This is a genomic window from Steroidobacter sp., from assembly GCF_016790065.1.
GTDB lineage: Bacteria > Pseudomonadota > Gammaproteobacteria > Steroidobacterales > Steroidobacteraceae > Steroidobacter.
Genome location: NZ_JAEUPY010000856.1, coordinates 1 through 12,472, shown reverse-complemented (window position 1 = coordinate 12,472; position 12,472 = coordinate 1). Strand labels below are relative to the sequence as shown.

Genomic DNA, 12,472 nt, shown 5'->3' with positions numbered 1-12,472 from the left:
GAGACGTTCTTGAGTGAGCCTGGCATCCAGATCGCATTCGAGGTCGCATTGATCGACCAGCTGATCCTCATCGACCGGCTCCAGCGAATGGTCGGCCGGCTGTCGTTCACGCCAGTCGTGCAACACATGGCCGGCAACTTTGAGCAGATAAGCCTGTGGATTGCGTACGCCAACCAGATTGGGCGTGCGTAACAGGCGCATGTAGGTTTCCTGCGCCAGGTCCTCGATATCCACCGAGACACGCATGCGCCGTCGCAGGAACTGCAGCAGGCTGCGATTCCAGTGCTTCCGCCAGCCGTCGATGAGCGATGGATTGGACATGGGCAAGTTATGGGGGCGCTCCTTATATAGGCGCCGCCGCCCCGAAATCGGCCCCCCAAAAATCGCCGATTTCGTGTAACCGATTGACTAGTCGACTGAAATAGTCGTTATCAAGCGCCAGTCTAGCGCCAGAAAGTCGCCTCATAGCACCGAAATAGCCAGTGCTAGCATTGCTTGCAGTCTCAACCAGCAAACGCTAGCATTGCTAGCATCGAGGTATCAGAGTGAATAGCGTGGCTCAACTCATGGTCCGCAATCTGCCGGAAGAATTGGTCAAGGCGCTGAAGCAGCGCGCGGCAAAACACAACCGAAGCGCCGAGCAGGAGCATCGTGAAATTCTGCGCGCAGCACTACACGGGCCGCAGCGACGTCATCTTGCGGACGTGCTGGCATCCATACCGAACGTCGGCAACGACGAGGATTTCACGCGCCAACAAACCGATCGCCGAGGCTGAACCATGTATCTAGTCGACACGGATGTCATCAGCGAAGCTCGCAAAGGCGTCAAGGCAAATGCGGGCGTTCAGGAGTTCTTTCGGAAAGCGGCTCGTGAAGAGGCCCCACTCTACCTATCCGTCGTCACGGTCGGTGAAATGCGGCAAGGGATCGAGATCATTCGTCATCGCGGTGATCAACCGCAGGCGGATCACTTGGAGCAGTGGCTGAATCGAATCACTGCGGATTACTCGGACGCCATTCTTCCCTTCGATGAGGAAACCGCTCACGTCTGGGGCCGGCTGCGGGTACCGCATCCGGAGAATCCATTGGACAAGCAGATCGCCGCCACCGCGCTGATCTACGACCTCACGGTCGTCACGCGTAACAGCGATCACTACGAACCCACGGGCGTCCGGTTCCTCAATCCGTTCTCGTGACTATAGAACCCGTCGCGACTCAGTGACCGCCTGCGCCGCCCGGCTCGGGCAATTGCACGTCGGGTGGTGTCAGGTGGAGCAGGTTCTCGACGAAGTAGTCCCAGGTCCTCAAGTTCACATAGCCGCTCTGCCACAGGTTGTTGTGGGTCAGTTCCGGCAGGATCTGCATGTCGAAGCGTTTGCCGTGATCGATCAGTGCCTGCGCCAGTTGGAAAGTTTGAGCGACATGCACGTTGTCGTCGATCAAGCCATGCATCAGCAACAGCTTGCCTTGTAGGTTGCCGGCGATCTCCATATTGGTGGGGTACTCGAACTCGCGCTGACCTGGCTTCGGTGGCGCGGTGGCACGCCAGGTTCCGTAGTCATGACTGCCGGCGCCGGCAACGCCGACTTTGTAGAACTCCGGATGTTGAAGCAACGCCCGCGCCGCGCGCCAACCGCCGTTGGAATGCCCGTAAACGCCTACCCGACTCACATCGATGAAGGGATAGCGCTTGTCCAGCTCGCGCATCGCATGGATGCGATCATCGTAGAATGACGGCTCGGTCATCTGCGGATCTTCGAAGTGCAAGCGCGTCTTGCTGGATCGATACCCGGCCTCGCGACCTTCAAACTCCATCACGGCGAAGCCGAGCTGTGACATGGCCAGTGCGCTGCCATGCCAGGACAACGAACCCAGGAACTGCCATTGGATGAAATCGCCGTCGAAGTAGCCAGACTCGATCAAGGGATACGACTGGGTCGGGTCGAGATCATGGGGCAAGTACAGTACGCCCTGCAGATCGGAGCGGCCATCGAGCGACTTCACGCTGAAAGGAATCGGCGGCTGCCAGCCCTTCGCTTGCAATTGGCTGATATCCGCTCGCACGAGCTCCAGCGAAGCTTTACCGTCGGCGCGACGCAGGACGGTGACAGGCGCGGTCGTCACCGTCGAATGCGTATCGATGAACCACTTGCCGTCGGGAGAGAAACTCACATCGTGCTGAGCATTCTCGGGCGTGAGCAACACCGGCGCGCCGCCGTTCAAAGACACTCTATATAAATGAGCATGGTCCGGGTGGTGGCCGCGCTCGCGCCCTTTGGCGGTGAAGTACACCACGCGCTGGCGCTCATCGACCCTGACCACGCCACTGACCGCCCACTCTCCCTGAGTCAGCGGCCGGATCAGTCTGCCGGTGCGACCATCGTGCAAATACAAATGCCCCCAATCGGAGCGCATCGAATACACGACCACCTGCTCGCCATTACCCAGATATGAAAAGCGCTGTCGCAGATCGATCTCGGCCTCGCGGCTGTCCGTCACCAAAGCACGGGACTCGCCGCTCTTGGCATCGACGGCATAGGCAGTCGATGTAACGCCACCGGGATCGGATAACCCAACGAATACCGTCGAACCATCGCGGCTCCAGCTCACACCGCTGTTCGACGCCACGAACGGCTTCGGCACTCGCAGATCCAGACGTCCGCCATCGCGCATGTCGAAGATCATGAGGTCGGCCCGCTGCATCTTCGGGCTGTAGCGATAGGCCGTGTTGTTGAAGTGTACCGACGGCAACTGATGTGCCTTGCCCGGCTCCGTCGCCATCAACACCGGTTGTTTGTGTAGCTGACGCTCATCGACGCGATACGTGAGAAAACGCTCGCCGTCGGGCGACCATGTGCCGAACGGGGCGTCGGGATCGTTGCGACGTTTGCGTGTCAGCGTCAGCCCTCCATTCAAGCTGCCGTAGCGATAGTCCGCCACGCCGTCGGTGGTCAGCGGCGTGCGCTGACCAGTAAGCAAGTCGACACGAATGATTTGATTGTCGTCCAGATCCACGGCCCATCGACCGTTCGGCGACACTGTCCAGCCGGGTTCAGTCGCACGCGCAGGCTTCGAGGAAGAGTCGCTCACTTCCGCGGGTCGCGCAGTCAGCAACGTCTTGCGCGGACCTTGCAGATCCACTTGCCAATAGCGAGCCCCGCTCACCGTGTCTTCCTCGAACCAGAAGCTGCGGCCGTCAGCGCTCCAGTTCGGTTGCACGCTCGCGCCATGCACGAGTTTGCTCACGCGCCAGGGCAGGAACTCTGCAGCTCGCTCGTATCGTTCCTTGATCGTCGTCGGCGCGGCCGTCGCGATGCCATTCGACACGCACCCGAGCATCGCCAGACCCAACGACAGCATTGCCAGACGCTTGCCGGCCCGATGTTCCAACACTCGATTCATGAGGTCACTGCTTGGTGAGTTGAGTCCAATGAGCCAGCGCGCCGCGTACACGTGGTCGATCGCCGCCTTGTGCCGTCGCCGAACCGTTCATCACGTCGCCACGCAATGTCAGCCAGAGCGACACTTCGTAGTCGTAGCGTTCGGTGTCCGGCGTGCCGATGCGAGCGGCGAGCGTACCGGTGAGAACGCCTTCGCTGAAGCTTGCGCCATCCACGAGCGTCGGCAAGCCATCGCCCACCTTCGCGTGCACATCACCGTCGGCATGGATGTCGAGTTCAATGGGCACGTTTCTCTGATACGTCTCGATCTGTCCTCGCCACAAACCCACGACTTGTTTAGGCGGCGCGGCCAACGCAGGCGCTTTTCGACGTCGCGGTTCCTGCACCCGCCAGCGCGGCAACACACGAGCGACGATCTTCTCCGCCATCACATCGGCAAGCGGCGTCTTGCTGTTGCACAGGACGACGACCGCCAGTTTCTCTTCGGGCACCATCAGCAATAGCGTGGACACGCCGGCCATCACTCCGCCGTGAGAGACGACCTGATAGCCCGAACGCTCGATGGTATTGAAACCGACGCTATAACCCATCGCCGCATCACCTGATGTACGACGATGCATCTCATTGAGCGAAACCCCGCTCAAGATGGCCTTCTGATCCGGCAACGGCGTCTGCACGTGGAAAATGCCAAAGCGCAGCAGATCGTGAGCACTGGCATAAACAGCGGACGCACCAGGGCTATCGAAGTCATACGCGGGCAGCGGCACCCCATCCGGATCGTAGCGAGTGGCTACATAGGGTTCGAGTCCCGGCGCCACACCGACGGACGAGCGAGTCATGCCCAACGGGATGAACACCTCGTTGCGCAGAAAGTTCGCATAGCTGCGCCCGGAAACGCGCTCGACGATGTAGTCCAGCACGCCATAGCCCAGATTCGAGTATTCGTAGTACGTATGTTCGGACGGCACGCTGAGCAGGAAGCCATAGCGCCGCAAGGTCTCGTCCATCGACGGCGCGCGATACGGCTCGTCGGCATAGAACGGATTGAAATGATCGGGCAGGCCAGCCATGTGATTGGCCACGCGTCGCACGGTCGCCAGGCGAACATCGCCCACGCCCGACCGCAACTTCACACTGCCGAGATAATCATTGGCCGGAGCATCGAGATCCACCTTCCCCGCCTGCACCAGCATCATGAGCGCGGTGGCAGTAATCGGTTTTGAGATCGACGCCAACGAGTAAGTGGTGTGCTCGGTGGCAGCGATGCGACGCTCGCGATCAGCCCAGCCGAAGCCTTGCTGCCACAAAATCTTGCCGTCCTTGGCCACGGCAACGGCCAGCGACGGCACGGATTGTTCGACCAGCGCTGTGTTGATCTCGCTCCGCAGCGCCTCGATATCTCGCTCACTCAACGCCGCGGCTGAGGCCGCCGAGCATTGGAATGCCAGGACCAACAGTCCCCAGCGCATCAACTTTCGCATGATAAAGGAAGCAACTCCGGCAGCTGTTCTGCGTAGGCTTTCCAACGCTCGACCGAGCGCGAATAAATGGGCTGTCGCACCTGCCAGCGGCTGGGCGTCTGCACGGCACGGTTGCTGTTGTGGAACTGCAAGCACGCCTCATCCCAAGGCACATCCAGAAACTCGATCAGTCGACGCGCTTGGCCTTCGAGATCCGCGACGGTGTCTTCGTAACGAATCTCCAGCATCTTCAGCGGCAGCACCTGCTGCCAATGCTTCATCAGCCGTAGATACTCAGCACGGAAAAACGACAGATCGTCGAAGTCAGTCGCGTAACACTGATCCGCACCGAAGTTCTCCATCCAGATGGAGAGCGCGTTGTCGGCCGCCGCGCGCCGGCAATGAATGACTCGCGCGCCCGGGAACAACACAGCCGCGAACGCGAGTTGGAAATAGTTGAGTGGCGATTTGTCGCTGATACGAAGCAGCCCTTTGGGCGCACCGTCACGCAGCTCACGCAGATAATCACCGCCGATGGTACGACTGCTAACTTCATCCAGCAGTGTCGCGGCCTGCCACAGCTCGTGCTGCTTGCCTGACAGTCGTGCGGCGAGTCGCCCCAACGTCGGCAGCTCACCCGAGCCATGCATCATCGGATGCGCAGCGAGAATTTGTTCGGTCAGCGTCGTGCCCGAGCGCGGCAAGCCGACCACGAACACAGGTTGATCGGTGCCTAAACCAAACTGCCGACGCTCGGCGAAGAACGCCGCTGTGTAGGTTTGAATGAGACCATCGACCCGCCGACTGAGCGCATCTCGATCCAACGGACCACTGACACGCCGTCTCGCGGCGTTGGCCACTCGTGCCGCCCGAGCCGCACCTTCATAGTTGCGGCTTCTATCGTGATACTTCGCGACGCCATAGCCGATCAGCGCTTTGGCCGCATCTTGAACAGCATCGTCCCGCAGCGTTTGCTCGGCACGCGCCACCCAGACAGCCGACTCGGCATCGCCGCCATCGGCAGAGCGCTTCTCGTCTCGTAACAACGCCAGATACTGACCCAGCGCCATGGCGTGATCCGGCCGAAGCTTCAGCACATTCAAGTAGGCGCTGCGTGCGCCCTCGCCTTCACCCAAGTCTTCGAGCGTTCGCCCCAGCCCCAGCCAGCCTTCGACGTGACCGGGATCCATGGTCAACGACTGACGGAACAATGTTTCGGCATGAGTGACTTTACCGCGTGTCGAGAGCTGCCACGCCAACCGACTCCGTGAGGCCGCCATGCCTGGGTCGTACTTGAACGCACGATCGAAACATTCGACGGCATCTTCGAAACGCCCCCGATCGCTGAATAGCGTGCCCAGATTCAGATACGTGTCAGCACGAGTCGCATCGATCAGCAACGCATTCTTGAGCGCTGCGATAGCCGCGTCAGGCCGACGCAACTGCTTCATGGCGGTGCCTAGGTTGTGCCAGGCATCGGCATCGCGAGCGTCGATGTTGACTGCCTCGCCAAAGCACTGAGCAGCGTTGCTCAGCTCATTTAAAATGGCATACACCTGTCCGAGCCCGCACCAAGACTTTGCATCGTCCGGAGCCAACTCGCACGCGCGACGACCCGCCGCGATTGCGACCACTCGCGCACCTGACTGCGCACTCAGCACCGCCAGGCAGCGATGAGCCTGAGCATCGTCCGGCACCTGCTCGATGCGCTCATTGCAGATCAGCAGCGCACGTTTCACATCTCGCGCATCGAGTGCCGCATTGATCGCGAGCACCAGGGGCGAGCTGTCTGCTCGCCCCTGAGTGCCGAACTCTGCAGAAGGCTGTGACACGGTCACGATCAGAAGCTGTACTTCACACGTCCCAGCACTGCGCGCGGCGAGCCGTAGAAGTTATTGAAGAACGTCGTGCTGGACGCACGCTCCAAATACTTCTCGTCGAGCAAGTTGCGCAGATGCAGCGACAGTTCCCATTTCGGGATGGCGTTATACGACACGTGCAGATCGACGCGCTCGTAACCGTCGGCGTAGATCTGGCTCGGATTGCGGCGTGTGATGTACTCACGATCGCCGTAGCTCACCACCGTGCCACCCAGCACCAGGCCTTCGAGCACACCCGTCTGCACCTGATAGTCGGCATACAGACTGAACTGCCGGCCGATGGAGTCGTTGATGGACAGTCCGAAATTCGGATCGCGCTCATCGCGGAACTCGTTGGTCATCCAGGTCGCCGAGGCACCCACCGTGAAGCCAGTCAGCGGCGTGCCGTTGACCTCCGCTTCGACACCGCGTGTGCGATGTGCGCCGGCCGAAATGCTGAAGGATTGTCCTGGACCGTTGGCCGGATCCAGGATCGGACGGTTGTCGAGCGTCTGCTGATACACCGACAAGGTCGCGTCCAGCTTGCCGCCAAACCATTCGGTCTTCAGGCCCGACTCGTAACCCGAACCGGTCTCGGGATCCAGAATGCTATTGGTACGCGAACGTGCCGTGACCGGATTGAACGATTGCGCCCACACCGCGTACGCAGTGAAGTGATCGTTGATCTCGTGGCTCACACCGATACGCATGGTGAGCTCGCTCTTCTTCGAGTCGGTGCCCGAATTGTTCAGATTGTTGAGCCGCTCGATCTCGGACCAGTCGTAACGTGCACTGAGCAACAACTTGGTCCGCACCGGCAAGCCGAGCACGGCCTGCGCATACACAGCCTTGTTCTTCACCGTGGTCCGGTTGTCGGAATACACACTTAGGTTGCTGTCGTTACCAATGCCTGCGCCGGCAAAGTTGCCGGCGTACAGATTGGCCGGGCCCAGATACGCGTAGCGACCCAGGTAGTCCTCCTGCAGACGGTTCATCTCAGCGCCCACCAGCACCTGGTGCTCGGCGCCGAAGGCATCGAAGCTGCCGGCCAGCCGCAACTCGGTGGCCCAACGATCCTGATTCACTTCCTGCGTATTGGCATACATATAAGCATCGCCAACGCCGCCGAAGTCGAAGCCGTAGCTGTCGAAGATCAGCTTGGTGTCATCCTTGCTGCCCTGGAACAACACGCTCGCCAGCCAACGATCGCTGAGCGTCTGATCGATGCGCAGGATGGCATCCAGAATCTCCTCGTTCGACTTCTCTTGGCTGGGGATGCCGAAGTAGAAGGAGCGCGGCAGGTTCGCCGGCTCGATCCGATTGCCGATCACGTGGGTGGGAATGCCGGGATTCGGGATGTACTCCGAGCCCTGCGACCACAACTGCAGCAGCACGCGCGTACGCTCGCCGATCAGTGCTTCGAAGCTCGGCGCGATCAAGCGCGTCTGAGTCTCGACACCATCGACGAACGAGCCGGCGTCGCTGTAACCCGCGTTGATCCGGCCGCGCAAGGTGTTGGCATCGTTGAGCGGACCGGTGACATCGGCGTCGACGCGATACGTCTCATACGAACCGGCCTGGGTGGAGATGTTGCCTTCGAACACATCCTTCGGCTTCTTGCGCACCAGGTTGATGAAGCCACCGAGCGACCCCTGACCGTAGAAGCCGGCCGGGCCCTTCACCACTTCGATGCGCTCGAACGCGGCCGGGTCGAACGACGACAGCGAGCCGCCGAACGAGAAGCCGTCGGAGCGAACACTGCCTTCCTGACCACGCATGGTGAAGCGGTCGCCGCGGAAGCCACGGCCCGCGAAGGCACCCGGTGCAACTCGTCCAGGCGACACGCCCGAAGAGATTTCCACCGCGCTGATCGTGTCCTGCGCGAAGCGCTTCTCGATGGACTCCGCGGTGACGATGGAAATCGCCTGCGGCGTTTCGCGAATGGTCAGCGGAATCTTGGTGGCAGTCGAATTGATTTTCAGTCGAGAGCCGGAAACGATGATTTCCTCGGCGTCTTCGCTGACTTTCTTACTATCGTCGTTCGCTTCCTGTGCCATCAGCGGCAAGGCTGCCAGCGCCAGCGCCGGCGCTGCGTACATGGCACTGAGCGATACTTTCTTGTCGGAGACCGATTGAGACCGGGACGACGTGTTGGAGTGATTCATGGGTTCCTCGTGGCGGCCAGCGATGCGCGCGATCCTGTCGATCGCAACGTCATCTCACTTCACTCAACGCCGCTCGAGCAGCGAACCCGTAAACATTCTGCAATGTGCGCGACGATTATTTTCAGCACGCGCCAAAAACTCTCGACAATGTTTCAACGCGATCGCCAATTTCTTCTCTACCGTAGAAACACTGAGACCCAACGACTCAGCCACCTCGCGCTGACTCACGTCTTGCACACGACATAGAAAGAATATTCGCCTCGTCAATGGTGGTAACGACTCCAGCGCCGCATCCAACACTCGCAGCGCCTCTTCACCCGCGAGCCGACGTTCGGCGTAGCACGCGTCGAGTTCATCCTGCAGGCGCGCACAATCCATCTCATAGCTGACGCGGCGCCGTTCCCCACGAAAATAACTGGCCGCCTCGCTGCTCGCGGCTCGATAAAGATAGGCCCGCATGCTATCCGTGGTCGGCGGTTGCTTCTGTCGCAGCAGCTTTTCAGCAAGGCGCTGAAACAAATCCGCCGAGGTGTGTACGCAGCCTACCTGGCGAGTGAGAAAGTGCAGCAGTGCCGATTCGTTCTGGATCAGCGCCTCGACGATGTCACTGTTCGCGACCTTCATCGGCGCTACCAGAGAGCACGCAGCGTCAGCACACAGCTGCGCGGTGTGCCATAGATATTATTGCGGCGTGCATCGCCAACCACCGAGTAATAGCGTTTGTCCGCCAGGTTGTCGCCGAAGATGCCCACCAACCAATGTTCGGAGATTCGATACTGCAACGACGCGTTCCAGATGGCACGACTGCCCTCCTCGAATCGATACAGCCGCGCGACCGCGTTCTCGTCCAGCGCCAGCCCATCGAAATGCGTGCGCGATTGCGCGACCACGCCGGTGCTAACGCTCCAGCGCGATAGCCGGCCGGGCAACTGCCAGGTACTCCAAGCCTTGAGAAGATGTTTGGGCGAGTAACCGAGCAACGATGCCAGCTCGGACGCACCGCCACTGCGACTGGTTTGAGTGAAGGTATAGCCGAGCAGCATCTGCCATCCCGGCGCGACGTGGCCGCTCAACTCGGCGTCGAAGCCCTCGCTGGTGATATCACCCAACGGTAGAAAACAACATTGACCGCCTTCCGTCCCAGACAGCACGGGATATGCGGGATCGGCAACAGCCTGCCCGGTGCGATCCAGGCGATAGACAGCGAGCGCTGCGTTCAACGAACCGTGCACGCGTCCTTTCAGGCCGACCTCGTAGTTCGAGCCAGCCGCGGGATCGAGTGCCGTGCCGGGCAGCGGCGCACGCAAGTTCACGCTCTGCGGCTGATACGTTTCGGCGTAGCTCACATACGCCGTCCATTCCTCCGCCAGATCCCAAGTCAGTGCCGCACTCGGAATCGATCTGCTGACGCTATGACTCTCACTGATCGGTGTATCCAATGTGCCGTCCGGAGCGCCGCGTTGATACACCTGGCGGTAGCGATACTCTCCGTAGCGAGCAGCCAGCGTCAGTCGCAATGCTTTTTGCAGCTGCAGCCCGAGCGATGCGTAGTAGCCGTGCTGGGAAGGGCCGAGCTCCGAATAGTATGTGCCCACGTACTCGATCGGCACGGCGTAAATCGTCGGATCGAAATCGAACACGTCGACGGCGGGACCCGTGACAGCGTCAAAGTAATTCGTCGCCCGGATGTCTTTCTGCCCGCCCGCATCGACTTTCGCGTAATCGGCGCCGACGGTGTACCGATGTTGCAGCCCGAACGCGTTGAACGTGCCGCTCGCCGACAGATCGAGCAAATCCTGAGCCGAGCTGAGATCGCTGCCTCGCATGTACGCGCGCGGCCCAGTGCCCGTCGTCGAGCTGACCGCACCTAACGCGAGGAATTGCCGGTTCTCACTGTCCTGCTCCAATCTCGTCAGGTTCAGTTTGAGCATGCCGGTCGCACCGTACTTGTGCTCGACCCGAGCAAAGGCTTCGCGAGTCGTCGAGAACCAATGCGACCAGTCCGGATTGAATGCGGTCTCGCGCGACAACTGCAGATCACGGCCATCGTCGTAGCGCATGACGCCGGAGACGAAGTAGTTGTGTTCCTTGCGTCGCTCGTAGCTGGCACCGGCGATCAACGTGGTGTCGGCTGCAATGTCATACTCGAACGTGCCGAAGAACAGTTTTTTGTCGGACTCGGCGCGTTCGTAGAAATAGTCTTTCCCCTCGTACGCAGCGACGACACGTCCGCGCAGTCGGTCATCGTCGGTGATGGCGCCCGTGACATCCAGCTCGGCACGACCCATGTTCCAGCGACCGGCGGACACATTGACTTGAACCTGAGGCGTCGCCAGTGCTCGCTTGCGAACCAGGTTGATCACGCCTCCCGGCTCGCCTGCGCCGGTGAAAATGCCATCCACACCTCGCAACACTTCGATGTGGTCGTAGGCAGCGGTGTCCGGTGTCAGAAACGATCCGAAGCCACCGGTGTACGCCGGGGAGCCGCCATCGATCTGCACCGTGTGAATCTCAAACCCTCGCGACAGGTAGTAGCTGTCGACCGAGCTGTAGTTCACCGCGGTCACACCGGTGGTCTGGGTCAGCACTTCCAGTAGCGAAGTAAGGCTCTGTACCTCGATACGCTCGCGAGTGACGACCGAGACCGACTTCGGCGTCTCCCGCAACGACTGGCCGGACTTCGAGGCGACGCTGACTTCGTTGTCGAGCGCGCCGAACACGTTCACTGTCTCTATGCTCGGCGCGATCTCATCGCTTGGCGGTGCCCTCGGCGCGCCGAGCTCGATCAATACCGTGTCCGGTGAGATCTCGCGTGCACTCAGCTTGGTGCCCGCCAGCAGCAGCTCGATGGCGTCCTTCACAGTCAAGTCCGCATGCAACGTCGGCGCTCGCAGCCCGTCGACCAGCGCCGGATCGAACACGATATTCCTGCTGGTTTGTTGTCCGAGGGTACGCAAGGAGTCGGCCAGTGCCTGCGCCCCCAGATCGAAGCGATAAGTCACGGCCTGCGCTTGAGCGCACGACGCGCCCAGCGCAAATAAGGTGAACAGCATGGCGCGCGCCGAAAGCCGGCGTCGGCGACGATTCATCCCACTCCCCATCTTCTAATATGAATGTTGATCGAACCGTGCTGGCATCGATGCCGGGCATCGAGAGCTGGCGGTAGTAGACGGTTCAGCCGTCCAAACACCCCCACGGCCGGCCGCGAAACCTCAACGACCGCTGGCGGACTGCCGTGGCAACAGGCGAATCTGCGAGCCTTCTCGCACCAGGCGCAAGTGATGCATCTCTGCCATCGCTCGCGCGAAACTGAGGTTGTCGCCGGTGCGGAAGATGCCGCCGATCAGCAATCCGGCGACGGCCGCGTCGTCGATGACGAGTCGGGTCTTGTCGTACCGATTCATCTCGCGCGCCGCTTCGGCCAACGTGGTCCGGTCGAGCATGATCTCACCGCGGCGCCAGGCAGCAACGCTGGCAGGTGCCGGCGTGTCGATGCGGGGCTCGCTCTGTGCCAGCCACGTCAGCCTTTGCCCGGGCTGCAACGTCACGGCGGACGATGCTTGTTCCTCGGACGACACGATGACTTT

At 60.7% G+C, this 12,472-nt stretch carries 9 protein-coding genes and 1 pseudogene; 2 read left to right on the top strand and 8 right to left on the bottom strand.

Annotation, left to right across the window (positions count from 1 at the left end):
- Positions 1-321 (bottom strand): RNA polymerase sigma factor (locus JNL55_RS34445; protein ID WP_293865567.1); only part of this gene is annotated, 321 nt, incomplete at its 3' end.
- A 224-nt stretch (positions 322-545) separates the two neighbouring features.
- Between JNL55_RS34445 and JNL55_RS34440 the strand changes: the two genes are divergently transcribed.
- Both JNL55_RS34440 and JNL55_RS34435 read left to right on the top strand, forming a co-directional pair.
- Positions 546-776: a FitA-like ribbon-helix-helix domain-containing protein gene (locus JNL55_RS34440; RefSeq protein WP_293865564.1), complete on the top strand. Its 231-nt coding sequence runs from the start codon at positions 546-548 to the stop codon at positions 774-776.
- Positions 777-779: 3 nt separating this feature from the next.
- A complete protein-coding gene (locus JNL55_RS34435) occupies positions 780-1,196 on the top strand; it encodes a type II toxin-antitoxin system VapC family toxin (protein ID WP_293865561.1) in 417 nt (138 codons plus the stop codon).
- A 19-nt stretch (positions 1,197-1,215) separates the two neighbouring features.
- Here JNL55_RS34435 and JNL55_RS34430 read toward each other — a convergent pair whose 3' ends face one another.
- The 7 genes and pseudogenes from JNL55_RS34430 to JNL55_RS34400 all read right to left on the bottom strand — a co-directional run.
- The gene (locus JNL55_RS34430) at positions 1,216-3,402 is read right to left on the bottom strand and encodes a S9 family peptidase (RefSeq protein ID WP_293865558.1); all 2,187 of its coding nucleotides are present in this window, start codon (positions 3,400-3,402) and stop codon (positions 1,216-1,218) included.
- A 4-nt stretch (positions 3,403-3,406) separates the two neighbouring features.
- Complete coding sequence (locus tag JNL55_RS34425) at positions 3,407-4,882, bottom strand: serine hydrolase domain-containing protein (protein WP_293865555.1); 1,476 nt, start codon at positions 4,880-4,882, stop codon at positions 3,407-3,409.
- The gene (locus JNL55_RS34420; protein ID WP_293865552.1) at positions 4,870-6,693 is read right to left on the bottom strand and encodes a tetratricopeptide repeat-containing sulfotransferase family protein; all 1,824 of its coding nucleotides are present in this window, start codon (positions 6,691-6,693) and stop codon (positions 4,870-4,872) included. The genes JNL55_RS34425 and JNL55_RS34420 overlap by 13 nt, the downstream gene beginning before the upstream one ends.
- A gap of 8 nt (positions 6,694-6,701) precedes the next feature.
- Positions 6,702-8,885 carry a TonB-dependent siderophore receptor gene (locus JNL55_RS34415; protein WP_293865549.1) on the bottom strand — a complete coding sequence of 728 codons (2,184 nt, stop codon included), beginning with the start codon at positions 8,883-8,885 and terminating at the stop codon, positions 6,702-6,704.
- 63 nt (positions 8,886-8,948) lie between these two features.
- Positions 8,949-9,509, bottom strand: coding sequence for an RNA polymerase sigma factor (locus JNL55_RS34410; RefSeq protein WP_293865546.1), 561 nt, complete (start codon positions 9,507-9,509; stop codon positions 8,949-8,951).
- 5 nt (positions 9,510-9,514) lie between these two features.
- Positions 9,515-11,938: a TonB-dependent siderophore receptor gene (locus JNL55_RS34405; RefSeq protein WP_293865543.1), complete on the bottom strand. Its 2,424-nt coding sequence runs from the start codon at positions 11,936-11,938 to the stop codon at positions 9,515-9,517.
- 159 nt (positions 11,939-12,097) lie between these two features.
- Positions 12,098-12,472, bottom strand: a pseudogene (locus tag JNL55_RS34400) (hypothetical protein); the annotation flags it as partial.